24 protein-coding genes and 3 tRNA genes are annotated in these 26,120 nt (G+C 57.2%); 4 read left to right on the forward strand and 23 right to left on the reverse strand.

The window, feature by feature from the left end:
- The 5 genes from NMK_RS17735 to NMK_RS17755 form a co-directional block, all read right to left on the reverse strand.
- Positions 1–779: alginate export family protein (locus NMK_RS17735; protein ID WP_181376339.1), on the reverse strand; the 779-nt coding region annotated here is incomplete at its 3' end.
- A 40-nt stretch (positions 780–819) separates the two neighbouring features.
- Complete coding sequence (locus NMK_RS17740) at positions 820–1,635, reverse strand: ABC transporter ATP-binding protein (protein ID WP_109017112.1); 816 nt, start codon at positions 1,633–1,635, stop codon at positions 820–822.
- Between the two features lie 11 nt (positions 1,636–1,646).
- Entirely contained in the window at positions 1,647–2,546 is a 900-nt protein-coding gene (gene ntrB / locus NMK_RS17745; RefSeq protein ID WP_109017113.1) for a nitrate ABC transporter permease, read from the reverse strand.
- A gap of 15 nt (positions 2,547–2,561) precedes the next feature.
- A complete protein-coding gene (locus NMK_RS17750; protein ID WP_370849099.1) occupies positions 2,562–3,758 on the reverse strand; it encodes a CmpA/NrtA family ABC transporter substrate-binding protein in 1,197 nt (398 codons plus the stop codon).
- 282 nt (positions 3,759–4,040) lie between these two features.
- Positions 4,041–4,649: an ANTAR domain-containing response regulator gene (locus NMK_RS17755; protein WP_306419356.1), complete on the reverse strand. Its 609-nt coding sequence runs from the start codon at positions 4,647–4,649 to the stop codon at positions 4,041–4,043.
- Positions 4,650–5,020: 371 nt separating this feature from the next.
- Here NMK_RS17755 and NMK_RS17760 point away from each other — a divergent pair, with 371 nt between their 5' ends.
- Positions 5,021–7,894, forward strand: a complete 2,874-nt coding sequence (locus NMK_RS17760; protein ID WP_109017116.1) for an EAL domain-containing protein — start codon at positions 5,021–5,023, stop codon at positions 7,892–7,894.
- Positions 7,895–7,995: 101 nt separating this feature from the next.
- On the opposite strand, the gene NMK_RS17765 is transcribed toward NMK_RS17760, so the two are convergent.
- From NMK_RS17765 to NMK_RS17820, 12 genes are all read right to left on the reverse strand, one after another.
- Positions 7,996–8,071 (reverse strand) — tRNA-Gly (locus NMK_RS17765).
- 22 nt (positions 8,072–8,093) lie between these two features.
- Positions 8,094–8,167, reverse strand: a tRNA-Cys gene (locus NMK_RS17770).
- Positions 8,168–8,267: 100 nt separating this feature from the next.
- Positions 8,268–8,343, reverse strand: a tRNA-Gly gene (locus tag NMK_RS17775).
- A gap of 143 nt (positions 8,344–8,486) precedes the next feature.
- The gene (pgsA, locus tag NMK_RS17780; protein WP_109017117.1) at positions 8,487–9,053 is read right to left on the reverse strand and encodes a CDP-diacylglycerol--glycerol-3-phosphate 3-phosphatidyltransferase; all 567 of its coding nucleotides are present in this window, start codon (positions 9,051–9,053) and stop codon (positions 8,487–8,489) included.
- Positions 9,054–9,068: 15 nt separating this feature from the next.
- Positions 9,069–10,871 (reverse strand): excinuclease ABC subunit UvrC, encoded by a 1,803-nt coding sequence (gene uvrC, locus NMK_RS17785; protein ID WP_109017118.1) that lies wholly within the window; start codon positions 10,869–10,871, stop codon positions 9,069–9,071.
- A gap of 68 nt (positions 10,872–10,939) precedes the next feature.
- Entirely contained in the window at positions 10,940–11,119 is a 180-nt protein-coding gene (locus tag NMK_RS17790; RefSeq protein WP_109017119.1) for a tautomerase family protein, read from the reverse strand.
- A 2-nt stretch (positions 11,120–11,121) separates the two neighbouring features.
- Positions 11,122–11,766, reverse strand: a complete 645-nt coding sequence (locus NMK_RS17795) for a uracil-DNA glycosylase (protein ID WP_109017120.1) — start codon at positions 11,764–11,766, stop codon at positions 11,122–11,124.
- Between the two features lie 135 nt (positions 11,767–11,901).
- Entirely contained in the window at positions 11,902–12,459 is a 558-nt protein-coding gene (gene efp / locus NMK_RS17800) for an elongation factor P (protein WP_109017121.1), read from the reverse strand.
- 58 nt (positions 12,460–12,517) lie between these two features.
- A complete protein-coding gene (gene earP / locus NMK_RS17805; protein WP_109017122.1) occupies positions 12,518–13,630 on the reverse strand; it encodes an elongation factor P maturation arginine rhamnosyltransferase EarP in 1,113 nt (370 codons plus the stop codon).
- A gap of 21 nt (positions 13,631–13,651) precedes the next feature.
- Positions 13,652–15,130, reverse strand: a complete 1,479-nt coding sequence (locus NMK_RS17810) for a sensor domain-containing diguanylate cyclase (protein ID WP_146187239.1) — start codon at positions 15,128–15,130, stop codon at positions 13,652–13,654.
- A 48-nt stretch (positions 15,131–15,178) separates the two neighbouring features.
- On the reverse strand, positions 15,179–16,108 hold the full coding sequence (locus NMK_RS17815) for a cation diffusion facilitator family transporter (protein ID WP_109017124.1): 930 nt from the start codon (positions 16,106–16,108) through the stop codon (positions 15,179–15,181).
- Between the two features lie 84 nt (positions 16,109–16,192).
- Positions 16,193–16,525, reverse strand: coding sequence for an EF-hand domain-containing protein (locus NMK_RS17820; RefSeq protein WP_227871563.1), 333 nt, complete (start codon positions 16,523–16,525; stop codon positions 16,193–16,195).
- 169 nt (positions 16,526–16,694) lie between these two features.
- Between NMK_RS17820 and sodC the strand changes: the two genes are divergently transcribed.
- The 3 genes from sodC to NMK_RS17835 all read left to right on the forward strand — a co-directional run bounded on the left by sodC (position 16,695) and on the right by NMK_RS17835 (position 18,370).
- Positions 16,695–17,228 carry a superoxide dismutase family protein gene (gene sodC, locus NMK_RS17825; protein ID WP_109017126.1) on the forward strand — a complete coding sequence of 178 codons (534 nt, stop codon included), beginning with the start codon at positions 16,695–16,697 and terminating at the stop codon, positions 17,226–17,228.
- Entirely contained in the window at positions 17,225–17,482 is a 258-nt protein-coding gene (locus tag NMK_RS17830) for a hypothetical protein (protein WP_109017127.1), read from the forward strand. The genes sodC and NMK_RS17830 overlap by 4 nt, the downstream gene beginning before the upstream one ends.
- 198 nt (positions 17,483–17,680) lie before the next feature.
- Positions 17,681–18,370: a PEP-CTERM sorting domain-containing protein gene (locus tag NMK_RS17835; protein ID WP_227871564.1), complete on the forward strand. Its 690-nt coding sequence runs from the start codon at positions 17,681–17,683 to the stop codon at positions 18,368–18,370.
- An 83-nt stretch (positions 18,371–18,453) separates the two neighbouring features.
- Here NMK_RS17835 and NMK_RS17840 read toward each other — a convergent pair whose 3' ends face one another.
- The 6 genes from NMK_RS17840 to NMK_RS17865 all read right to left on the reverse strand — a co-directional run bounded on the left by NMK_RS17840 (position 18,454) and on the right by NMK_RS17865 (position 25,835).
- Positions 18,454–18,828: a hypothetical protein gene (locus tag NMK_RS17840; RefSeq protein ID WP_109017128.1), complete on the reverse strand. Its 375-nt coding sequence runs from the start codon at positions 18,826–18,828 to the stop codon at positions 18,454–18,456.
- Between the two features lie 30 nt (positions 18,829–18,858).
- A complete protein-coding gene (locus tag NMK_RS17845; protein ID WP_109017129.1) occupies positions 18,859–19,452 on the reverse strand; it encodes a c-type cytochrome in 594 nt (197 codons plus the stop codon).
- 14 nt (positions 19,453–19,466) lie between these two features.
- The gene (locus NMK_RS17850) at positions 19,467–20,852 is read right to left on the reverse strand and encodes a hypothetical protein (protein ID WP_227871565.1); all 1,386 of its coding nucleotides are present in this window, start codon (positions 20,850–20,852) and stop codon (positions 19,467–19,469) included.
- 197 nt (positions 20,853–21,049) lie between these two features.
- The gene (locus tag NMK_RS17855; protein ID WP_109017130.1) at positions 21,050–22,609 is read right to left on the reverse strand and encodes a M48 family metalloprotease; all 1,560 of its coding nucleotides are present in this window, start codon (positions 22,607–22,609) and stop codon (positions 21,050–21,052) included.
- A gap of 195 nt (positions 22,610–22,804) precedes the next feature.
- The gene (locus tag NMK_RS17860) at positions 22,805–24,136 is read right to left on the reverse strand and encodes an HlyD family type I secretion periplasmic adaptor subunit (protein ID WP_109017131.1); all 1,332 of its coding nucleotides are present in this window, start codon (positions 24,134–24,136) and stop codon (positions 22,805–22,807) included.
- A complete protein-coding gene (locus NMK_RS17865; RefSeq protein ID WP_109017132.1) occupies positions 24,129–25,835 on the reverse strand; it encodes a type I secretion system permease/ATPase in 1,707 nt (568 codons plus the stop codon). Before NMK_RS17865 ends, NMK_RS17860 begins: the two co-directional genes overlap by 8 nt.
- Positions 25,836–26,120: the final 285 nt, after the last annotated feature.

Genomic DNA, 26,120 nt, shown 5'->3' on the forward strand with positions numbered 1-26,120 from the left:
GTAGCAGCGTTGCCGAACCAGCCGCGGCCCAGGCCCAGGTCTTCGAAGCTGGACAGATAGGCGTAGCCGACGACGGATTCCGTGGGCGAAATACTGTATTTGACGTTGGCGATGTTGAGGCTGCCGTCGTCGCGCAGCACCGTGGTGATCTGCCGCACGCGGTTGAAGTGCGCGAGGAAGATCTGGGTATCGGGCAAGGATTTGTTGAGCAGCGATTCGCCGTCGAACACCTGCATCACCTGGCGGAAGCCAATATCGCCGACAAAGCGCACGTTATCCAGATTGACTTGTTGACGGCCGATACGCAGACGCGTGTTCTTGATGCCGGTCCAGTCCAAATACAATTGGTTCACGCCGGTGTAGTCGGGGTCGACGATCTTGGCGTACTTCACCTTGTCGGGCTGGTTGGAGACGCCGTTAATCAGCGTACCGTTAGTGCTGTCGTTGTAGTCGTCCTGGAACTTGCTGACATCGATCAACTGCGCGGCGAAGCTGAAGTTGTGGAACGGCGCGGTCTGCCAACCGATCAGGCTGCGCAGTGTGGTGCCTTTGCCATCTTGTAGATCATTATTGGCCGCTGAAGTATTAGCGGGTCCCAAGCCGTCCTGCGAAACATCCTCGTAGCGCAGGCGGAAGCTGGTCATGGGCTTGCCGGTCTTGATAGCGTCCAGCAAGGTGTATTCGCTAGGTGCAGGCGGCGTAGGCGCCGCATCCTCGGCCAAGACCGGCAGCGCATTGACCATCAAGGCCGCAGCCAGCGCGATATGGGTTTGCTTCATTTGTGTATTTCCCCTTTTGATGTTGAATTAATGTGGATGGTTATGCAGCGAGCTTGTGGGCGTGGCGCTCGTACAGGAACTTGAGCACTTCGCTTCTTAGCTTGTTGTAGTGAGCGTCCTCGGCGAGTGCGAGGCGGTTGCGCGGACGCGGCAGATCGACTTCCAGGATTTCGCCGACAGTGGCGGCAGGCCCGTTGGTCATCATCACGATGCGGTCGGAGAGCAGCACGGCTTCGTCGACGTCGTGCGTCACCATGACCACGGTGCTCTGCGTGGCGGCGACGATCTTCATGAGCTCGTCCTGCAGGTTGGCGCGAGTCAAGGCGTCGAGCGCACCGAACGGCTCGTCCATGAGCAGTACCTTGGGTTCCATGGCGAGTGCACGAGCAATGCCGACGCGCTGCTTCATACCGCCGGAAATCTCGCCCGGATACTTGAGCTCGGCATGGGTGAGGCCGACCAGCGCCAGCGCAGCCTTGGTGCGTTCGACTAGTTTGGCTTTGCCTTCCTGGCTGCCGAATACGCGCTCCACGGCGAGGTAGACGTTGTCGTAGCAGGTGAGCCAGGGCAGCAGCGAGTGGTTCTGGAACACCACGGCACGCTCGGGGCCTGGGCCGGCGATTTCGCGGCCGGCGCACAGCATCACGCCGCTGGTGGGCAGCAACAGGCCGGCGATGAGGTTGAGCACCGTAGACTTGCCGCAACCGGAGTGACCGATGACGGAGACGAATTCGCCGCGGTTGATGGTGAGGTTGACGTTTTCCAGGGCGACGAAGCGGCCGCGCTTGGTGTCGAACACCTGGTTCACGTTTTCGATCTGAACGTACTTTTCAGTTCTTTCCAATGTCGTTTCCATGATGGGGTTCCTTATTCAGTGCGGAAGCGGCTGGCGAGCGCCAACAGGGCTTGTTCCAGCGCCAGGCCGATGATGCCGACCACGAAGATCGCGATGATGATGTGCTCGACGTTGAGGTTGTTCCATTCGTCCCAGACCCAGAATCCCAGGCCCACGCCCCCGGTCAGCATTTCCGCGGCGACGATCACCAGCCACGCCACACCGATGGAGAGGCGCACGCCGGTCAGCACGTGCGGCAGTACAGCCGGGAACAAGATGCGTGTGAAGACTTTCCATTCGGACAGGTTCAGCACGCGGGCGACGTTCATGTAGTCCTGCGGAACCCGCTGCACGCCGGTCGCGGTGTTGAGCACCATGGGCCAGATGCTGGAGATGAAGATCACCCAGATGGCGGCCGGATTCGCCGCCTTGAACACCAGCAAGCCGATGGGCAACCAAGCTAGGGGCGAAACCGGGCGCAGGATACCGATGATGGGCGCCGCCATATCGCCCAGGATGCGGAAGCGTCCCAACGCGAAACCGAGCGGAATGCCGATCAGTGCCGCCATGCCGAACCCGATGCCGACGCGCGACAGCGAGTTGAGGATGTTCCAGCCGATGCCCTGGTCGTTAGGCCCGTTGCGGTAGAACGGGTCGGAAAATACGACCTTGGCGGACTCCCAGGTTTTCGCCGGCCCCGGCAGGTTGCCGGAAACCTTGGCGATGATCGCCCACAAGCCGATGAACAGCACGATGCCAAGCAGCATCGGCAAGCCATGACGCAATCCGCTGACCACCCATTCCGGCGCCTTGGCACGCTGGTAGCCGGTAGGTACTGCTTCCACTGGCTGGGAAGCAACAGGCGCGGCTGGCTTGGCCTCGACAGGAGGCGCAACGGCCTCGGTCTGTTTCAATGCAACGACGTTACTCATGATGGACTCCCGAGGTTAAGCCTTGATCTTGAAACCGGCGGCGTAGGCTTTCGGATCCTTGCCGTCCCACACGGTGCCGTCGATGAACTTGGAACTGCGCATGGCATCCTTGGGCACGGCAATCTTGAGTTGGCCGGCGGCTTCGGTGTAGAGGTCGATCTGGTTGACCTTTTTCGCCACGGCGAGATAGTCGGGATCGGTCTTCAACATGCCCCAGCGCTTGTGCTGGGTGAGGAACCACATGCCGTCCGAGAGGTAAGGAAACGTGACCTTGCCGTCCTCGAAGAACTTCATGTAGTTGGGGTCCTGCCATTTTTTGCCGTTACCGTTGTCGTAGCTGCCCACGAAGCGGCCGGCGATGACTTCTTCCGGTGCGTTGACATAGGACTTGCTGCTGATGAGCTTGGCGACCGAAGCGCGATTGGCGGTGGCGTCGATATAGCGGCAGGCATCGAGTACGGCCATGATCATGGCGCGGGCAGTGTTGGGATGCTTTTGCACGAACTCGGCCGTGGTACCAAGCACTTTCTCGGGGTGACCGGCCCAAATGTCCTGGCTGGTGGCGACCGTGTAGCCGATCTTGTCGAAGATGGCACGGGCGTTCCACGGCTCGCCAACACAGAAACCGTCCATGTTGCCGACACGCATGTTGGCAACCATTTGCGGCGGCGGCACCACGATGGTCTTGACGTCCTTCATCGGGTTGATGCCGTAGGTCGCCAGCCAGTAATACAGCCACATGGCGTGGGTGCCGGTGGGGAAGGTCTGGGCGAAGGTGTAGTCGCGGTTTTCGTTATCGATGAGACGCTTCAGGCTATTGCCGTCGGTCACGCCCTTCTCGCGCACCTGGTTGGATAACGTGATGCCCTGGCCGTTGTGGTTGAGCGTCATCAGCACGGCCATGTCTTTTTGCGGGCCGCCGATGCCTTGCTGCACGCCGTATACCAGACCGTACAGCACGTGTGCCGCATCCAATTCGCCGTTGACGACCTTGTCGCGCACGCCGGCCCAGGAGGCCTCTTTCGAAGGCACGATCTTAATGCCGTACTTCTTGTCGAAGCCCATTTCGGCGGCGACCACAATCGGCGCACAGTCGGTCAACGGAATGAAGCCAATCTTCACTTCGGTTTTTTCCGGCGTGTCCTTGCCTGCTGCCCAGGCCGACGTGCGCACTTCTTCCGGCACCAGCCCCATCATGGCGGAGGCACCCATGGCAGCCACGCTCATGCGGATGAAATTGCGGCGTTGCGGATTATGCGGACCCGATTCTGCGGCGGTTTCTGCTTTAACGCTCATTACATTTCCTTTCGAGGATGTTTAAAAACAATGTTTAAAAATCTGTGCCGGAAAACAAAAAGGCGCCCATTCCGCGCGATCCGAAAATCGCTGGGAATGGACGCCTTTGTCCGGTAGGGCCATCGTTGCCCTGCTTGTTCCTGGTACTGCCTGCCGCACCCACCGTTGGGCGCAGCAGTTGAATTCTGTTGTCCTGCCTTAGCCGAGCAGCTGGGCCGCCTCGACCACTTGCCTCGCCACTTCGCCGAGACGTTCGTTACGGTCCATCGCCATCTTGCGCAGGGCCTGGTAGGCCTCGTCTTCGGTGACGCTACGGCGCTGCATCAAGATGCCTTTCGCCTTCTCGATCACCTTGCGCTCGGCCAGTTTGTTGTTGGCCACATCGAGCTGCAACCGCAACCCGCGATATTCGTCGAACCGCGCCAAGGCCGCATCCATGATGGGCTTCAGCCGTTCGTTGCTGATGCCGCCCACCACATAGGCACTGACACCCGCCCGCGTCGCCGACCGGATTTTCTCGGTATCGCCGTCATGCGTGAACATGACAATGGCGCGCGGATCGTCCCTACTTGCCACCGCGATGTGCTCCAGGGTGTCGCGGCTGGGTGAATCGATGTCGATGATGATGACATCGGGGTTCAGCCTAGCGACCTCTTTATTAAGATCGGCCATATCCGAGATATAAGCGATCACCTGGTAACCCGCTTCACTCAACACCTGCGTGAGAGGAACCGTACGCTCCTGGTTCTCATCCACAAGCATGACTTTGATGTTGTGTTTGATCTTGTAATGGTGTTCGGTAGTCACGCCCAACAAAAAGCAACACCTATGCCACATCTTATAAGTCATTATTAAAAAACGTAAAACGTGCACATAGGGGACACTTTTCAAAGGCCGGATGGGGAAAAGGGAAACTGCGGCGCATCATCGTGGTGCAACGAATCACCAGAGTGGCGCAGGCAAAAAAAAAGCGGCAGGGTGAACTGCCGCGGAGTTTTAACATGGAGGTGAGCAAACCATGTCTGCTCAGTCTTAATAACGGCACTTTCGCCAAATCATTGAGTTTTGTATTGAATGCCCCCAATAACTGTAATTTGTTTCATGGTTAATATTTGATTACCATGCAGCACTAATAAATTTTTTGTCGGCGTTAGCCGCTTAATCCAAGAATAGAACCCATGATTGCCCAGGCCGATATCAGCTATAACCTTAGAAGCAATTCCCCGCTCAAGGATATCGCCAGTAGCAACGTCATCCACCTGGCGCCGGATGCCAAGCTGAGCGATGCGGCGGCCGTCATGACGCAGCGCCGCATTTCCTCCATCGTGGTGATGAACGATGATGCCATTCCTCTCGGCATCGTCACCGAAACCAATGTGATTGCTGCAATGCAATCGGGCCTTTCTCCCGAAGCGACGTTGCGCGAGATCATGACTGCGCCGGTGGTTACCGTGCCGGCAGGAATGTCTTGCCTGGACGGATATCAGGTCTGCCTGCGCGACGGCGTACGTCACATGATCGTGGTCGATGACCAGAACAAACTGGTCGGTCTGGTGAGCGAAACCGATTTTCGTCTGCAGTTCAATCTTGCAGCCCTCACCGGCCGCCGCCAGGTGGCAACCGTGATGAGTCGCGCGGTATTCAGTGTTTCGCCCGAAAGCCGGCTTGCCAATGCAATGGCCCAGATGCAGGCACACCACGATACCTGCGTGGTGGTGGTCGACAATCAACGACCGATCGGTATCGTCACCGAGCGCGACATTGTCCGTCTATTCGCCCACGGCACAGATCACACCGATATCGCAGTACGCGATGTCATGAGTTCGCCGGTGCTGACGGTTTCGCTGGATGCCAATATAAATCAAGCTGCGGAAACCATGCTGGGTGCCAAGGTGCGGCACCTGATCGTGGTGGATAACGACGGGTTGATGGTGGGGATGATTGCCGAGCACGACCTCACCAATACGATGGCCGGCAGCCTGCTGGATTTGAAGCAATTGGCCGAGGGCGCGTTCCTGCACACATTGGTCAACGCATTGCCGGATCTGGTTTGGCTTAAAGACGTGGGCGGGGTATACCTCGCCTGCAATCCGCGTTTCGAAAGCATGTTCGGCGCACGTGAAGAAGAAATCGTCGGCAAGACCGATTACGATTTCGTGCCGCAATCCGTCGCCGAGGCATTCCTGGCTGACGACCGTCGGGCCATGAAAGTGAATGAGCCGACTTATATAGAGGAGTGGGTGACATTCGCAGACGGACACTGCGAATTGCTGGAAACTATCAAGACGCCGATGCGTGACAGTCATGGCCAACTGATCGGCGTGCTGGGCATTGCGCGCGACATCACCGAACGGAAACGGGTCGAGGCGGAAATCCGAATTGCCGCCACTGCATTCGAATCGCAGGAAGGCATGATCGTGACCGATGCCGAGGGAAAAATCCTGCGGGTCAATAAAGCTTTTACCGCGACTACGGGGTATGCGCCGGAAGAAGTCGTCGGCATGAATCCATCGCTGTTAAGTTCCGGGCGGCATGACCGCGCGTTCTACGCCGCGATGTGGGACAGCATTCGCCAACACGGTTCATGGGCCGGAGAAATCTGGAACCGCCGCAAGAACGGCGAAATTTATCCTGAGCGACTTACGATCACGGCCGTCAAGGACGACCAGGGGCATCTTGCCAATTACGTTGCGGCATTCAGCGATATCACCAACAGCAAGGCTGCAGCCGAGGAAATCGAGCGGCTGGCTTTCTACGACCCGCTGACCCACCTGCCTAATCGCCGGCTGCTGATCGACCGTTTGCAGCAAGCGTTGGCCTCCAGCACGCGTAACGGTAGTCACGGCGCCCTATTGTTCCTCGACCTTGACCATTTCAAGACGCTCAATGACACCCTGGGACACGACATCGGCGACAAGCTGTTGCAGCAAGTGGCAGAACGCCTCAACACTTGCGTGCGCGAAGGCGACACCGTGGCTCGGCTGGGCGGCGACGAATTCGTGGTGATGCTGGAAGACATGAGTCCACAGGCACTTGAGGCGGCAGCCCAGGCAGAATTGATCGGCGCGAAGATATTGAACCGGCTCAATCGCGCGTATCGGCTTGGCACACACACTTACCACAGCACCCCTAGCATCGGGATTACGTTGTTTAGCGATCACATCCATAGCGTCGACGAGCTGTTGAAACAGGCCGACATCGCCATGTACCAGGCCAAGAAAGCCGGGCGCAACACCTTGAGCTTTTTCGATCCCGAGATGCAGGAGACCATCAATCTCCGTGCGGCACTGGAAAACGAACTGCGTGAAGCCATTGCGCATCATCAGTTCGAGCTGTATTACCAGATCCAGATGCATAGCTCGGGCCGCGTGTTGGGAGCAGAAGCGCTGGTACGCTGGCTGCATCCCCAACGCGGTGTGGTGCAGCCGCAGGAATTCATCCCGCTCGCTGAAGAATCCGGACTGATTTTGTCGCTCGGTCAGTGGGTGCTGGAGGCAGCCTGTATCGAACTCGGCAATTGGCGCCAGAATCCGTTGTTGAGCGCGCTGACCTTGTCAGTCAATGTCAGCGCCCGCCAATTCCACCAGGCCAATTTCGTACGTCAGGTTAAAGAGTGCGTGCGTCGATACGGCGTCAATCCAGCCCGGCTCAAGCTGGAACTGACGGAAAGCATGCTGCTCGACAATACCGATGGCATCATTGCCTCGATGAAGGAATTGAAGGCGCTAGGGATTCAATTCTCCCTGGACGATTTCGGCACTGGCTATTCGTCATTGCAATACCTGAAACGACTACCGTTGGATCAACTCAAGATCGATCAGAACTTCGTGCGTGACATTGTGAAGGACGGCAACGACGAGGCCATCGTGCGGACCATCATCGCGATGGCGCAAAGCATGGAACTGGATTTCATTGCGGAGGGTGTTGAGACTGAGGAACAGAAGCAGGTGTTGCTGAGCTACGGCTGCACGCATTACCAAGGTTATCTGTTCAGCAAGCCGGTGCCCTTGAAAGCGTTCCAGCAGTTGGTGCGTGAAGCCGTCGAAAAGTGAATTCTTTGATATAAAGTCACCTGGATAAACCCGGTGGCTTGATTCGATGGCAGGAGCAGAAAAACAAAAAGGGAAAGCACGATGCTTTCCCTTTTTTAATTTGGAGCGGGAAACGAGTCTCGAACTCGCGACCTCAACCTTGGCAAGGTTGCGCTCTACCAACTGAGCTATTCCCGCGTATTTCTTGTCACCACATATCTGGAGGCGCGTGCCGGAGTCGAACCGGCCTCTACGGATTTGCAATCCGGTGCATAACCGATTTGCTAACGCGCCGTAAAGTGACCTGCTTCAGTAAAACTTTGCAGGCCGCTGCAAACCTAGTCACTTTCGAAATTAAAACGGGGAAAGAGAACTTTCCCCGTCTTTGAAAACCTGGAGCGGGAAACGAGTCTCGAACTCGCGACCTCAACCTTGGCAAGGTTGCGCTCTACCAACTGAGCTATTCCCGCATCGAAAGAGCCGCCATTTTAAGGCTTTTTGGATTCGTGTCAACAATTTCGGCCGCCGCCGCCGCAATTAATTCCGTTGACAACCCCGCGCCTTTCTTGGTATCCGGGGCGATTCGTCTTTAGGGGATGATTGAGATAGACGCCTATTTTTCCCGCATCATCGGCCACGCCGCACGCAGGTAATATGCCATTGAAATCAGCGTCAACAATGCCGCTGCGTACATGAGCAAACTGCCGATCAGCGCCACATTCACCCCCGCCAGTGGATCGAAATACAGCAGGAACAAAATGGCTGCCATCTGCAATGCAGTCTTCACCTTGCCGATGTTCGCCACTGCGACGCTGGAACGCGAACCGATGCCCGCCATCCACTCGCGCAAGGCGGAAATGGCAATTTCGCGTCCGATGATAATGAGCGCAATCACCGCCCCGACTCGGTTGAATTCCACCAGCACGATCAGTGCCGCCGCAACCATCAACTTATCGGCCACCGGATCGAGAAAAGCGCCGAACGCCGAGGTCTGCTGGAGGCGACGCGCCAGGTAGCCATCCAGCCAATCGGTAATCGAGGCCAACGCAAACACCGCCGTGGCGAACACGTTGCGGTCGTGCGCCGACAATATGGGGTCGGGCAGATAAAACAGCCCGACGAACACCGGGATCATCAGGATACGCAGCAGGGTCAGCGAATTGGGAATATTCCAGCGCATGATCAAAAGTGGGAGCTAATGCAGCTCTTCGTAAATTTTCTGTGCGAGAGTTTCACTGATCCCTTCCACTTGCGCAAGCTCATCGATGCTGGCATTGCGCACACCGGCCAACCCGCCGAAGCGCACCAGGAGTTTTTGCCGCCGCTTGGCGCCCACGCCGTCGATATCTTCCAGCGAAGAATGCGTGCGCGCCTTGGCGCGGCGTCCGCGGTGGCCAGTGATGGCGAAACGGTGGGCTTCGTCACGAATCTGCTGCAACAAATGCAAGCCGGGATTATCCGCCGGCACGCGCAGCGGCTCTTCGCGATCGGGGAAGAACAACTGCTCCAGGCCGGGCTTGCGCTCCTCGCCCTTGGCGATGCCCAGCAAAATCACGCCGGGCAGGCCGACCTCCATCATCACCTGCTCGGCGATGCCCAGTTGCCCCTTGCCGCCGTCGATGAAAATCACGTCCGGCACCTTGCCCTCGCCTGCCGCGATCTTCTTGTAGCGGCGCGTCAAGGCGTCACGCATGGCGGCGTAATCGTCGCCCGGCGTAATGCCTTCGATGTTGTAGCGGCGATATTCGGAGTTCTGCATGGCACCCTTGTCGAACACCACGCAGCTTGCAACCGTCGCCTCGCCCATGGTGTGGCTGATATCGAAACACTCGATGCGCTGGGTGCTCTCGGGCAGTTCCAACGCCTCGCGCAGGGCTTCCAGACGCGTTTCTTGCGTGGCTTTCTGGGCCAAATGCTGACGCAGGGCGATTTCGGCGTTTGTCTGCGCCATTTTCAGCCAAACCCGGCGATCGCCGCCGGCATAGGCACTGATCTGCACCTTGCGGCGTGTTTGTTCGGTGAGCAACGCCTCCAGCACTTCACTGTCTTCCAATGCGACACCGGTGATGATGAGCGGCGGCACGGGACGGTCGAGGTAATGCTGTTCGAGAAAGGCCATGAGCGCAGAGGCTTCGTCACAGCCCTCGGCGTTTTTCGGGAAAAAGCTGCGGTCGCCCAGGTGACGCCCGCCGCGGATCATTACGAGATTGACGCACACCGCGCCGTGCTCGATCACGCAGGCCACCACGTCGGCGTCACCGCTGCGGAAATCGGTCACGAACTGGCGCTGCTGCACCTGTCGCAGGCTCTGAATACGGTCGCGATAGACTGCGGCAAGCTCGTATTCCTGCTGCTCGGCGGCCTCCATCATTTTCTCGGATAAATCGTCCAGCACCTGCTGTTCCTTGCCTTCCAGGAACATGGCGGCATGCGATACGTCGCGCTTGTAATCGTCTTCCGAGATGAAATCGACGCAGGGCGCCGTGCAGCGGTCGATCTGGTGCTGGAGGCAAGGACGCGAACGGTTGGAAAACACGGTGTTCTCGCAAGTCCGCAGCTTGAACACCTTTTGCAGCAGCTGGATGCTCTCGCGCACCGCCAAAGCGCTGGGAAACGGCCCGTAATACTGATGCGGCTTCTGCTGCGATCCGCGATGGAAAGCCAGCCGCGGAAAACGGTCGCCCGAAAGCATGATGTAGGGGTAGGACTTGTCGTCGCGAAACACCACGTTGTACCGCGGCATCAAGCTCTTGATCAGGTTGTTCTCAAGCAGCAGCGCTTCGGCCTCGGAGCCGGTGACGGTCGTCTCGATGCGGGCGATCTGCGACACCATCATGCGAGTGCGCGGACTAGGGATATTCTTCTGAAAATACGATGAAACGCGCTTCTTGAGGTTGAGCGCCTTGCCGACGTAGATCACCTCGTCGGCCGAATTGATCATGCGATAAACGCCGGGAAGATCGGGGATGCTTTTAAGTACGGTTTTGGCGTCGAACATATACTAAAGATTAAGGCGGAGAGCACTTCCACAAGACCCGAAAGCCCTCCCCGCGTTCCTACTCGGGCTTAACCCAGCAGCTTGCCGGCGATGGCCCAGTCTTCCATTTCCACCTCATCGAAGGTGATATAAGTATAGGAAGGTGGCTTGTGTGCGTGGCGCTGCATGGTTTCGGTGATTTCCTGCGCAATCTTTTCCTTCTGCTCGCGGGTCAGGTTGCCGGCGAGACGGACGTTGATATAAGGCATCGTCAATCCTCCAGTTCGTTGCGGATATGCCTGAACACGTCATGGAACATGTCCTCGGTCAGGCGCCTCGTCTGGGTATTGTAGCGGCTGCAATGGTAGCTGTCATAAAGCACGCGCCCATTGGGGAGCACGTGCCGCACCCCATGGCCGAACACATAATCCTTGGGTTTGAGCTTGAATGCGCGCAGCACCGCAGCATGTGCCACGTTACCCAAAGCTAGCACTACCGAACCTTGCGGCAACCCCGCCAACTCGGATGCCAAGTAGCCATTGCAGGTCACCACTTCTGAAGTTTCAGGCTTGTTGGCTGGCGGCAAACATTTGACGGCATTGGTGATGCGGGCGTCGATCAGGTTAAGTTCAGGGTTCGCCCAACCCGAAGCATCCAAAGGCTCGCCGGAAGTCGAGAATCCGAACTGCTGCAAGGTCGAATACAGCAAAACGCCCGCATAGTCACCGGTAAACGGGCGACCGGTGCGGTTTGCACCGTTCAATCCCGGCGCCAGTCCCACAATGAGCAGCCGCGGCTGGGCTGCACCAAAAGGAGGCACGGGGCGACAGAAGTAACCGGGGTTTTCAATTTTGACTTCATCGAGGAAAGTCGAAAGTCGGGGGCAGAGGCGGCAGTCGGGGTTGAAAGCGGTCATGCTTGTGATCGGTATCCAGCTAAAACGGCGATTGTAAGCGCTGCATCAGGAAAAACGCCATTCGGAAAAACAAAAAGGCAGCCAATCGGCTGCCTTTTTCGCAATGCAGGCGCTCGGCCTGCGCTACGTTTTTTGTTACTTCACGCGGTTCTTGTATTCGCCGGTGCGGGTATCGATTTCGATCTTGTCGCCGGTGGAAACGAACAGCGGAACCGGCAGTTCGAAGCCGGTGGAGATCTTCGCGGGCTTCATGACCTTGCCGGAGGTATCTCCCTTGACGGCGGGTTCGGTGTAGGTCACTTCACGAACGACAGAGTTCGGCAGATCGACGGAGATCGCCTTCTCGTTGTAGAACACGACTTCGCAAGCCATGCCGTCTTCGAGGTAGTTGATCGCATCGCCCATGTTCTCGGCTTCAACTTCGTACTGGTTGTACTCGGCGTCCATGAACACATACATCGGGTCGGCGAAGTAGGAATAGGTGCACTCCTTCTTGTCGAGTACGACGACTTCGAACTTGTCGTCAGCCTTGTAGACGTTTTCGCTCGGCGCTTCGGTGAGCAAGTTCTTGAACTTCATCTTCACCACGGCAGAGTTACGGCCGGACTTGTTGTATTCGGTCTTTTGCACGACGAGCGGGTCGTTGCCCACCATGACGACGTTGCCTACGCGGAGTTCCTGTGCGGTTTTCATAACTTTCGCTTCCTAAAGATGGCAACGGGACGGTCGCCAAACATCCAAAAGGCGCGGATTATACCTTGTTTTTACAGAAAAATACCAGTTTCTGCACAAGGTCGTCCTGAGCCTCGAGCGTATCGCGCCAGCGACGAGCGTGCTGCTCGAAATCCGCCCGTTTATTCCAACATTCAGACCAGGTCTGGGATACATCCGTTCCTCGATTCCACCCGTGCCAGAAGTCTCCCAGACCTGCCGCTGCATCCGCAGGCAATCCCTGGCAATACAAATCGAGAAAGGCGTTTAGCTTGGGCCAATGGGCATTGTCCTGCTGCGGATAAATGTGCCAGGCAAACGGTTTTCCTGCCCATTGGGCGCGAACAAAGGAATCCTCACCGCGTACGAAATTGAAATCGCATGCCCATAGCAGTTGGTCGTATTCGTCCTGTGCCAGGAAGGGCATCACGCGCACGGTGAGGTTGCCACGTCTCATTACAGGCACGGCAGCGCCGAACCATGCGTAGACATCGGCCGCGATGCGTCCTTCCGGCAGCAAGCAAGTCACCGGCTGCGGGCCGCTCGCCCAAGTCTTAAGCAGGCTGGGAACGGCCTGGTTTTCATAGCCGAACAAGGAAATGCGCACTTCGTCGGGCTGCGGTTGCAGAATACCGTGGCGTTGCCAGAAATCCAACGCATCGAAGCCCTGCCCCAGGTTTTTCTCTCGCAACAGGCCGCCGGTTTCTGGGGTAAATCCGGGAAAGTAGAAATACTTGGTCAACGGCAAGGAAGGATGCCGCGAGGTGCCGGCATGGAATCCCGCAACCCAACTTTCTGCACTCAGGTATTCGAGATTGATCCAGAGTGGCTTCACCGGCAATTCAGCCATTGCCGCCACGTAGTTTTCAGGCAGCTCACAGGCAAAAGCCTCAATAACCACAGCCGACGGCACAACCTCAGGGAATACATCTCGCCATTGTCGTACTTCCACCCCAGACAACAGCTGCACATCGAGTTCCGGCAAGGCTTCAGGGCACAGGCGTTGCAGACTGGAGAGATCGTCAACCCATAGCCGAACAAAAATGTCGTGCTCAGCCACCAGCTGTCGCGCCAATCGCCAACACACGCCGATATCGCCGTAGTTATCCACGACAGCGCAAAAAATATCCCAGTCTTTAAGTGCAGAAGTCATGCCTGATGTCAGTTGTTGCGGTTAAGCTTTCTCAACTCGATTACGCCCGTATCTTTTCGCCAGGTACAAAGCCTCATCCGCGCGTTTGGTTAACTGGGCAAAATCGTCTCCTTGCCGCAGCAGTGAAAAACCGATACTTACCGTGATTTTTATCTCGTACCCCTCTGCCTGAATCGTCTGCCCCGCAACAATTTCACGCAGCCGTTCGGCGAGTTCGCTGGCAGTGGCCTCGTTAGCCTCCGGTGCCACTACAATAAATTCTTCCCCACCGTAGCGAGCCGACTTATCGCTGGTTCTCAAAGACTCTTGCAGCACGCGTCCGACTCGCGCCAACACGACATCCCCGACCTGATGGCCGTACTGGTCATTGACCAACTTGAACATATCCACATCGAGCATCAGGATCGCCAACGGTCTTCCGTAGCGCAGGCATCGATCGACATCTTGCGTCGCCAACTCGAAAATTGCCCGACGGTTGAGCAACCCCGTCAGGGCATCGGTCTGGGCCATCAATGTCAGTTGCTGGTTAAGCTGGGCCAACTCCCGGGTGCGGTCGGCCACTCGCTGCTCGAGTTGATACTTATGCTGTTCGATTTCTGCCATCAATACCGCAAAACCCAGGCTCATGATGCTCATGATGAAAATGAACTCCTGGGCATGCAGAATCCCGACGATCAGCCGGGCGTCGCCGAACAAGGGCACGCCGGCCGTGACCAATATCGCCAGCGTCAAGGATGTCAGTGCGACGGAAACCGTGGCAAAACCAAGCTTCAACCGATGCGCCGCATACAGCATGGGGGGCAACAGTATCGCAGGGGTCAGCAAGACATCTTTATAGATGACGATCAGGCTGACATAGATTGCCAAGACTGCGATCAAGGCTAGATATCCCGCCAGATAATCACGGCGGACGACCAACGAACGGACTTTTCCATGGTGAAAAATACTTAGCAGCAGCGGGGTGGTGACGAGTAGCCCCAGGGCATCGCCGAACCACCACACTCTTGCGATCGAGAGATAGCTTTCTTCAGCCCCATGAAAGTACTTGATTACCACCGCGCCTAGCAGACCCCCAATGAAAGCGCCGATCAACGGCCCGGCCACCAGAAAACGCACTTGAGATTCCAGGCGTTCCAGTCGCAACACGCCCAAGCATCGCAATAGGCCGTAGGTAATGAACACCTCGGTAATATTCACCCCGCTAATGATGGCTGCCTCATACCAGCGAAAAACCGGGATATCGGCCGCAACCTCGGCAAAAACCGTGAGCAACAGCATCCAGGCATGTCGCCCTCGATTGAGCAACAAGGCCACCAGCAGGAAGGCATTGGGCAACCAGATGACGGCAACGCCATCGGGAGAAGTCGTGAACGCCATGCTGAACCTGGCCGCAAGATAATATGCGATGACCAGGCTCAAAGCCCGAAGCCCTAGGCGAAGGAAACCGTTAAGCCGGTTATTCACGCCGGAATCGATTGCAACTGTTTTATCTTTGTCCACGGCCCCCCCGAGGAAAAGCAGCAACCTTGATTTATTAGTTCGGCAAATCTAGCAATCCAGCTTCATTTCCGGATGCTCTTTCAGCCACTGCTCCGTCTCAGGCTGCAAAGTGACGTGATTGATGCCATAGCGCTCCTCCAACATAAGCCGGAGGGCTGGCAGCACTCGCATCCAGCCTTGCAGGTCATGCACCACGATATGCGCCGACAATGCGATCCGCCCCGACGAGAGCATCCAGATGTGGACGTGATGTGTTGTTAATACGCCCTCGACGTTGTCCATGGCTTGCTGGACCTCATGCAGGTCGATATTGAAGGGCACCCCCTCCATCAACACATGCACAGCCTCGCGCAGCAAAGTAAACGTTGAGCCGACAATAAGGAGCGAGATGACCAGGGAAAGAATCGGGTCGATGGGCGTCCAGCCGGTGAAATAGATGACCGCGCCAGCCACAATCGCGGCAATCGAGCCCAGCATGTCGCCCATGACATGCAGCAAAGCCGCGCGTGAATTAATGCTGTGTTCGCCCTTGTGCAGATGCCAGGCAGCAGCCATGTTGACCAGGAGGCCGATGAAGGCGATTACCATCACCTCCTTGCCCGCGACCGGTTGCGGCTCGGAAAACCGGTGTACGGCCTCGATGACGATACCGCCGACCACTGCCAGCATGAACAACCCGTTTGCCAGCGCGACGATGACTTCGATCCGCGCCAGGCCGTAGCTATGCCGTTTGGTGGCGGGCAACAGCGCGATGCGTGCGGCAAGCCAGGCCAACCCCAGTGCCGCGGCGTCGGACAGCATGTGTCCGGCATCGCCCAGCAAGGCCAACGAGCCTGTCATCCAGCCGCCCACTGCCTCGACCACGGCAAATCCCAGCGTCAGCGCAATCGGCCACGCCAGGCTTAGCTGACCGCCATGATGATGATCGTGGTGCTCGTGAGGATGAGAATGCGCGTGGGAATGATGGTGGTCGGACATTCTGAAAAACAGACTTCTCTTATGTAATGCCGAATCTTACCCCGGATGACACCACCCGCGCATCCGGGGTATTTAAGGATGCCGTTACTGCGGCTTGGTGTCGTGCATCTGGTCGTGCATGCCCTGCCGTTTTTCCATGCGCTCGTGCATGCGTTCATGCATCGCTTCGCGCGCCTTGCGCATTTCGTCCTTGTCGATGAAACCGTCGCCGTTGGCATCGATCTTCTTGAACATGGCTTCCACGCGTTTCTCGTGGGCCGCCTTGAACTCTTCCAGGCTGACCTTGCCGTCGTGGTTGGTGTCGGCCTGCTCCAGCATGCGGCCATGACCCATGGGCGGCTCAGGGTCGGCCGCGTTAACGTTCATGGAAATCACTGCCAAAAGCGACGCAGCACAAAAACCGATCAACTTGTTCATTGCAATCTCCTTGGGAAAATATGCGAAATGCACGGACCAATAACGCATCCGCCCCATCGGCGTTGACCACTTGCCTCGCCTTTGAAATTACACCGCGCAGTTCAACGCTCCCTGCACTGTTGAACTCGCCCTGCTCTATAATCCAGCCAACAATCACAAGGAGATTCTCATGCATACCCGCTCCGCCCTACTCTCGGCCCTCCTCGCCGCGATGCTTGCCTCGCCGCTGCTGGCGCAAGCCGACGAGGAATACGTCATCATCCGCGCCATCAGCAATGCCGGCGTCGGCAAGATGATCGGCACGGTCAAGCTCACCGATTCAGAAAAAGGCTTGCTCATCGACCCGGACCTCGGGGAATTGACGCCTGGCCTGCATGGTTTTCACGTGCATGAGAAACCGAGCTGCGAAACGGCCGACAAGGATGGCGTGATGACGGCAGGACACGCAGCGGGCGGCCATTACGATCCGAACAAATCGGGTAAACACACCGGCCCGGAAGGCTCCGGCCATGCCGGCGACCTGCCCGCGCTGGAAGTGAACGACAACGGCGAGGCAGTGAAGCAATTACTCGCCCCGCATCTCAAGCTGACGGATATCAAGGGCCATGCCCTCATGATCCACGCCGGCGGCGACAACTACAGCGATGATCCCAAACCATTGGGCGGCGGCGGTCCACGCGTGGCTTGCGGGGTGGTCGAATGAAAATGATCCGCATCTTAAGCCTAGTCGGCCTCGTATTGCTGCTGGCCGCATGCAACCGTCTCACCGTAGAAAACTACGGCAAGATCAAGAACGGCATGAGCTACGACGAAGTGAAAGCCATCATCGGCGCGCCGACCAAATGCAGCGAAGCGCTCGGCATTCGCATCTGCACCTGGGGCGACGATAAACGATTCATCAACGTCAATTTCGTCGCGGACAAGGTCGTGCTGACCGCAGCGGACAACCTCAACTAAACGAGCCCTCGGGACGTCGGGATTCAGCGGACGACGTCCCCACTTTTAAAAAGTTCCACTTGTGCGCGACAGCGTACAGAACGAGCCAATCTCAGCGATTACCCTGCTTTTGCCAGGAAGACCCTAGGCGCCTTTAAAACTCCAAGACGCTTTCGCCGTCATCCTGCAGCCACATCAACCTTTTGCAGGAGAGGATCCATGAATACCAAGCTTCTAACCGTGGCAGGCTCCATTGCGCTCGCCTTTGCAGCCAGCAACGCCAACGCCACATTGCAATACCTCGGCCCCGTCGATATGACAGGTACGGGCCTGGGTGCCGTCAACACCTTGCTGACCATAACATCGCCCGCCAACACCACCACCGAGACCGGGTCGGTAAGCTGGAACGGCAGCATGGATGTCACCAGCGGCAATACCCAGGCCATCAACCAGACGCTGGCGCTCAGCACCTTCGGCAGCTCCGCCTCCGACCTGCGCATCGTGTTCAACCCGGTCGAACCGGGCAACGACACCAATGGCATTACCTTGCAGAACCTGGTGGCCACCATCTACAGCCCCACCGGCACCGCCCTGTGGAATTCCGGCGCCTTTACGCCGATCAGCTTCTCCAGCACCGACGTCGGCACCGGCAAGGCAGGCTTCCTGTTCGGCCTGGACTCCACCCAGGCAGCCCAGGCACAATCGTTCTGGGATGGTTCCAACCGCGTCGGCTTGCTGGCTACCGCCATCGACGCCACTGGCGGCCATGAAACCTTCTTCGGCATGACCGCCGCCGTACCCGAGCCTTCCACCTACGCCATGATGCTGGCCGGTCTGGTACTGCTCGGCTTCATGGGCAAGCGCCGGCTGGACTCCAACGAATCCATGGGCTCGTTCAATTTCGCTTAGCGTCAGGCTGCGAACAATTGCTCGGATATTGGATGACGACGGGGAGAAATCCCCGTCGTCTTTTTATGCAGGACGCAGGACGATCAGACGATCTTGCAAGGAATAAAAGCATCCTCGTCGTATTCGTAGACCGCACATAGCCGGTGGTATCCGTCCGCGATCACCACTCTGCCGTTGACTCGATCTCGCACCAGCAGCAAGGGCGAGAGCGATTTGCCTCCCACGATTTTCTTGCGGTCCTTCTCTACATGAGAGTTGCTCACACCCAGCAATGACAGTCCAGAGGCCCGGAAAATATCCTTCGCTTTGAAAGCCGAGATAGGTGCCGAGTGCAACAACTGCACGAAAGATGCGGCCTCGTTACTGTCGTAGATCAACCCCAGATAAGACTCCGCTGCCGGATAATCGTGATCTTCCGGTGCCGCCAGCCATTTAATGTCATCCTTGTCGCTCGCCATTGTTTTTCCTCTTGTTATTGACGCTTGAACTCACTGTGCTTGCAAATACTGGGCAATCGCCTGGATATCCGCGTCTGATAGCCCCTTGACCACCTCATGCATGGCCGTGGCCGCCGGCCGATCGTTGCCGTAGAACACCTTGAGTTGGCGCTTCAGATACGTCTCATGCTGGCCCGCCAACCTAGGTATCTCCCCATGCCCTTCGCCTCTCTCGCCGTGACATGACATGCAGGGCGGAACGCCCTTATCGGCCATGCCTTGCGTGAATATTCTGGCACCGAGCTGGCTCTCGGCGGTATTGGTCACGGTGCCGTGCAATGGGGGTTGCTGCTCGTAAAAGCTCGCCAAGTGTTGGATGTCCTCATCCGTCAGCCGCGAACTGACGCCCCACATGAAACGCTTAGCGTTTTGATCGGCGCGGGATTTATCGCGGAATCCCTTAAGCTGGTTGATAAGATAAGGCGCTGGCTGGCCGGCTAGCTGGGGGAAGAGTTCCGAACTGGTCGTGCCGCCCGGTCCATGGCAGATGGAGCACAACTGGCGGTCGAGTTTGGCGCCTTCTTCTGCAGCCAAGACCGGCATGGCAACGATGAGGCCCAGCAAAAACAGGATACGGGTGATCATGGCATTCTCCAGTCTTAGAAGGCGAACCACGTATTAAGAAACAGCGTATTGTTATCGCTCGCTTTTCGGGACGGACTGGCGGGATCGTAGCCGTTGTTGCCCCCGTTGATCTTGGTGTAGCCCGTGTACTGGAGCGCAAAGCGCACGTTGGTCCAGGGGTTGTAGTCGGCCTCGAGGATATATCCGCGAGTATCCGGCTTGGCGCTGGCCCCGTTATACAAGCCCAAATCGGCGCGGCCGAGGGTTTGGAAATAAGCCAAGGTCGCACCGTACTTCCGGTCGTACAGATAACTCAATTTAGCCCTGAAAGTATTTAGCGTGTCGCTACTATTACACGGTGTACCGCTTCCCGCAGCGGCGCAACTCGGGTCGAAGGCACCGGCAGCGTATTCCTGTTTTTCGTGAATATAGGTGGCTTGTGCGGTGATGATGTGCGGATCGGAAATGTATTGGTATTGAGCATCGAGCGCCGTATCCGTAAATCGATTGGTAGGGCCGGAAGTCACGGTAGGATCGGGATACATATCGACCCGCATGCCATAGGTGCCCACCATCAACGAATGTGCGCCCCAATCCTGGTTCCAGGCCAGACGCCAGTAAGGATTGTCGCGGCCCGCCAAGGTGGGTCCGGTAGACTTGTACCATGCGCCCTTGCTGAGCGGACGCCAGAAACCGTCGGCCGTACCGTAGAAAGACAATTCGCCATAGAGATGACGATCCCACCAGAAATAACCACCCAGCCCTTCTACCGTCTGCGCCAATCCGCCGTCGATTTGCGTACCAGCGCTAGGAAGCGGACTGCCGCCCGGTCCGCCAACATCGGGCAGCTTGGACCCATTGAAGGGGAATCCCCATGCTGGGGTACTGTTCCATACGTCCTGCACTGTCGGGTTGTTGTTGAGGACCAAGCCCACGACCGTATCCCGGCCGAACAGGTCATACGTGCCGACGAGCCGGAGATCTGTATTGTCGACATGACTGTGGTGCGCGATAGTGGTGCCATCGTTACGCAGGTGATCCAGGTTTTCGTACGTCCACTGGATGAATCCGCCGGCATTGTCGGAAATCTTGCCCGCCAGGAACAGACTCGCGCCGTCGAACTGCGGGTCGTTCTGCCGCATCATGTATTTGTTTCCGTCGGAAGTCTGCTTGTCGATGTGCGTCATGGAAAACTGCATCATCGCCGCCAGCGGCAACATCTGGCGTTCGCCCAGCGTGTAGCCGTTCAGCTTGAAGTTACGGCCGAAAGGCGTGAGCTCGGGAAAACTGGTATGACAAGCGGCGCAATCTTCGCCGGTCTGCCTGGCAAAACTCGGCACCGCCTGCGCCGGAAGTGCGGCCACCAACGAGAGCAACGATGCTAACAAAATCAGGCTGCGATTTATTTTTGACTGGATCATGGTTCTCCCCCAAGCCTAATAACTGCTCACCTTTCATCCGTCCTCAACTGCATGCCGGACGAAAGACCCTGCCTCGCCTGATTTATGCTGCTGCTGTTTTTAACCCCTTTTAGCCGATGGCCTTATCCGAATTTAGAAAACGAAACTGACGCGAAACTGACAATACTCCCCGATAAGCAATATTTAAAAGAAAATTATTATTTTCTGATAAAAATTCCATCTATAAATTTGACGGAAGTGAATTCAAATTCTGTTTGGATTACACCCTGATCGATATCTCGTAGTTTTGCGTAACCTGGAAACACCAACGGGTACACGTACTGGACGATGTCCAGACTTTCGCCAGCGGGAATAGAATTAGCGGCATGGATCGATACGGTACCGATTTCCTTCCCAGCATCGTCCTGCAGCTTCACCTTTCCTTCGACTTCAACAAGTTCACGATCGCTAAGATTGGTTAGCGTGAACTTGATACCGATACGTTTGACCAAACTGCCCAAACCTGTAGTCGGAATTTCCTTGCCGTTAAAGTTGCCGCTGATCGTTTCGGCCAACATCAACTTGGTTGACTGTGTTTGGACAGGCTGAGCTTGAGTTGACTGTATCGGGCCTTGGAGAACGGAATTACCTGCCGCCGAGGATGGAGGGACAGAAGGGCGCTTCATCTCAGGCGTAAGCGTTGCACCCCGTGCCTGCTTATCCTTGATTTCCTGCACCGTCTTGTCGAGCGCAAGCAATCGATAGGCCGAAGACGGGTGGGTCGAGGAATAATTTGCCTTGATGCTACCCGGATGAGCTGCAGCCAGACGACGCCAGAATTTTGGCGCACTATCAAGGTCCTGCCCGGCAGCAGCCATGATGTACATGCCCACGTAATCCGCCTCAGCCTCGAACTCTTGCGAATACGCACCAGCCGCTAGATTGCCGAAAGCACCTTGCGTATTGGCTCCCGCGCCTGCGAACAGGATATCCACCAAGGTCCCCAGGATATAGTTGGTGGTCTTGGCCTTCATGTGTTCCATGGTGTCGTGTGCCATCTCGTGCGACACCACCAGTGCCAGTTCGGTATCGCTCTGGGCAAAGCGCATCATGCCGCGTGTGATGAACACGTTCTTGCCATCAGCGAAGGCGTTCAATTCGTCGCTCTCGTTCAATACCACGGGAATACCGCATTCTTTCCTAGGTACCAGTGCCAGCGTTTGCTCCATGCCCTTACGGTCAATCTTGAAGTTGAGCAACTTACCGTCCTTGAGCAGTGCGTCGGTTTTCTCAGCTACCGTCTTAGCCGCTTTATCGCCATGCGGAATGATCCAGTCATTAATGGCGATGATTTCGTCCTCTACCTGGAACCCTGCTTCCTCTGCGGCGGAGCCTGGATAAACGGCCAGCACCCTAGGTCGTAGTCCGACATGCACCTGGGCCTTGGCGGCCTCACGGAATTGCTCGGGCAACATATCCTGGTTCAAGGCATAGAAGCCCACGCCGTTGCTCACCAGGTTACCGCACAACGATGCTGCTTTAAGCTTGAGGTTGGCAGCGATTTTTTGCAGGCGCAGGTCGTCACTCAGCAATCCTTCAAACGCTAAAGCGTTCTGCAACCGCATTTCTTCCTGATTGGCTCGATCATCCACTTGCACCTGCCGCGTCTGAGGTGCCGCACAAGCCGTCACCACCACACCCACCACCACGCATCGTCCTAGCACCAGTATTTCCATTGCAACCGCAGCCCCCTTGGCAATCCAGTATAGCCACGGCATTTTCAATGCCAATCAGGACAAACCCTTATTGATTAACGTCGAGCTTTAATGCTGCGTAAATACGGATTGATACCAAGAGTCGCTGCGGAATGGTCTTTGTCAAGAAGAGCAATTGACACGTAATATTGAAATACGATAGCTAATTGCGTATCGATCAAGGAGTGGCGAGCGTAGGCAGGTCGCCTGCGCTACCGGTCAAGGTTCGCGGAACGCTCGACGCAGGGTATCAGTGATCGGCTGCAACAAATACTCCAGCGCGGTGCGTTCCTGAGTGATGACATAAACTTCGGCCGGCATGCCTGGGTACAAACCCACATTGTTGCCGGCCTCCTTCAGCGAAGCAGCATCGACCTGAACGTGCATCTTGTAGTACGGCACATGTGTGGTTTCGTCGACCAGGCTGTCCGCTGAGATATACACCACCTTGCCCTTCACCAACGGCGTGATGCGCTGCTTGAAAGCGGACAAGCGCACCTCGGCGCCCATGCCCATTTGCAGGTCGTCGATATCATCCACCTTGACCTTGCTCTCAACGATCAGGCCGCTTTGCTGTGGCACGATGTCCATCAGCGGCTCGCGCGCGGCAATAACGCCGCCTATCGTATGCACCTTCAGGTCGACCACCCGGCCTTCGACCGGTGCGGTGATGGTTTGACGCTTCATGGCATCCTCGGGCACACGCAGTCGTTCCTGCAAATCGAACACCTGATCCTGGCTTTTCTTGAGTTCGTCGCTGGCCTGCTTGGCGTATTCGTCCTTGAGGCTGGCGATGCGGAGCTGCAACTCGGCTGACTTTTGCTTGGCGCGGGCGATATTGGCTGAGTATTCGCCCTGCTTGTCTTCTTCGTCCGACAGCCCGCGCTTAAGCTGCAACACCTTGGGGGCAGAGACGAAGCCTTTTTTGGCCAGGGTTTCGTTCGCCGCCAACTCGTCGTTGAGGTAACCGATACTCTTGTTGCTTGCGGCCACTTGCGCATTGAGATGAGTAATTTCGCCCTGCACTTCGGCAATTTGATTACGCAACAGGCCGATTTCGCCGTTAAGGGTTTCGCGTCGTGTTTCGAAAATGCGCGTCTCGTTGCGCATGCTGTCGGCCACCTTGGTTTCCTGGTTCCGTTTCAGCAACTCCTCGGGATAAGTGATACGCGCCGCGCTGTTTTTTTCAGCGGTCAGGCGCGCCGCATGGGCCAGTTCGGCATCCAACTGGTCGCGCAACATGTTGTACTGGGCGTCGACCTGCGTGCTTTCCAGCACGATAAGCGGCTGCCCGGCCTTGACCAGGTCGCCTTCCTTCACCAGGATTTCGCTCACCAGCCCGCCTTCCAGGTGCTGCACCGTTTTGCGGCTGCTCTCCACCTTGACCTGCCCTGGCGCCACCACTGCGCCGTGCAATGGTGCAAAAGCCACCCACGAGCCCAGCCCGCCGAACAGCACCGCGATCAAGCCCATGCCCCATACGATAGCCTGGCGCGCCTGCTTGCGCGGATCGGGATAACCCGGATGCGCGGCTGTGGTTGCCTCAGACATTGTTGCCACCTTCCTTCACCACGGCCATCTGCGGCGCACCCGCCGGCCGTGCAAATTTCGCCATGACCTCGGTTCTCGGCCCAAACAACTCCACCGCACCGTCGCGCAGTACCAGAATCTTGTCAGCCTGTGTGAGCCCGCTGGGTTTGTGCGTCACGATCACCAAGGTTGCTCCCTGCTCCCGCAAGCCGTGGATGCAGCGCGCCAGCGCCTCTTCGCCCTCGGCGTCGAGGTTGGCGTTGGGTTCGTCGAGGATGACCAAGCACGGATCGCCATACACTGCCCGCGCCAGGGCGATACGCTGACGCTGGCCGCCGGAAAGCACTGTGCCGCTCTCACCGATTTCCGTGTCGTAGCCCTTGGGGAGGCGCAGAATCATGTCGTGCACACCGGCCAGTTGGGCGGCTTTCACAATCGCTTCGTGGCTGGTCGCCGGATCGCCCAGCCGGCAGATGTTTTCCGCCACGCTGCCGGCGAAAAGCTCGACGTCCTGCGGCAGATAGCCCACGAACTGCCCGATGTGCTCACGCGGCCAAGTCGATACGTCGGCCCCATCCAATCGCACGGCCCCGTTCATCGGCTTCCACACGCCCACCAACAGGCGTACCAGCGTTGATTTTCCCGCCGCGCTGGGACCGATCACGCCCACGGTTTCGCCGGGCTGCAATTCAAATGAAATGCCTTTCAGCGTCATGCGCTGCGTACCGGGTGCGGCAAAGGTCACGCGGTCAGCCTGGAGAAGCCCTTTGGGCGCAGGAAGCTCCATGCCCTGCTCGGCATGGGTGGCGGCCAGCAATTTATCCATGTTGGCGAACGATTCACGCGCCTCGACAAACTGCTTCCAGGTGCTGATGGCGGTTTCTACCGGCGCCAAGGCACGGGAAAGAATCAGTGTCCCGGCCATCATGATGCCCGGCGTGACGTGCTGGTCGATCACCAACCAAGCCCCAGCTGCCATCATGGCCACCTGGATCAGCGTACGCAGGCTTTTAGTCGTCGTCGTGATCAGCAGGGCGCGATTTGCTGCAGTGCCTTGCAGGCCGATCACTTCGGCGTTGAAATCGTGCCAGCGGCGCTCCACCCCGGCCTGCATTCCCATCGCGCTGACCACCTCAGCATTGCGCAATGCGGCATCGATAAACCGGCTGGAGCGGCGTTGTGCCTGGCTCGCATCGCGGAGCGGCTGGCGTGTCAGCTTTTCATTGGCCACTGCCAGTGCAAACAGCAGCACTGCGCCCACTGTTGCCACCGCGCCCAACAGCGGGTGGAACAGGTAAATGATCACCATGTAGAACACGGCCCAAGGCGCATCGAACAGCGAAAATGCACTCTGCCCGGTCAAGAAAGTACGCATTACCGCCACATCGCGCAGCCCCTGAGCGTGATCCTTACCTTCCAACCGAGCGGCATGGCGGATCACCCCGGAAAGCACTCGTCGGCCCAAGTGTTCGTCCATGATCACTCCGGCGCTTCCCATTAATCGCGCCCGCAACAACTCCAATGCCCAGGAAATACCCAGCGCGAACGTCGCCGCCAGTGTCAGCATGAACAAAGTCTCGTTGCTGCGGCTGGTAAACACGCGGTCGAAGGTCTGCATCATGTAGATCGGCAACGTCAACATCAAGATATTGATGAACGCGCTGAACACGCAGGCATAGACCAAGTATTGGCGGAAATAGCGTTTGACGAATTTATACATCGAGGCTTGCCCCGAAAAATTGTTGTGGTGTGAACTATACAATTAAAAAACCACATTCACACATACGACAAAGCCGGCACAAGGCCGGCTTTGTCGTTCTTGCATTGAGTACTTACGCCGCCTCGACGATAGGAATCACCTTCTTGGGCGCATACCCCGGCATCTGGTCGAAGCTAAGGTAGCGGTAGATGCTGGAAGCATCCTTGCTCAATTTGTCGCCCACCATCGCCAAATATTCATCCGGTGCGGGAATACGACCCAAACGGGCACAGACGGCGGCCAGCT

Source organism: Novimethylophilus kurashikiensis (genome assembly GCF_003112435.1).
GTDB lineage: Bacteria > Pseudomonadota > Gammaproteobacteria > Burkholderiales > Methylophilaceae > Novimethylophilus > Novimethylophilus kurashikiensis.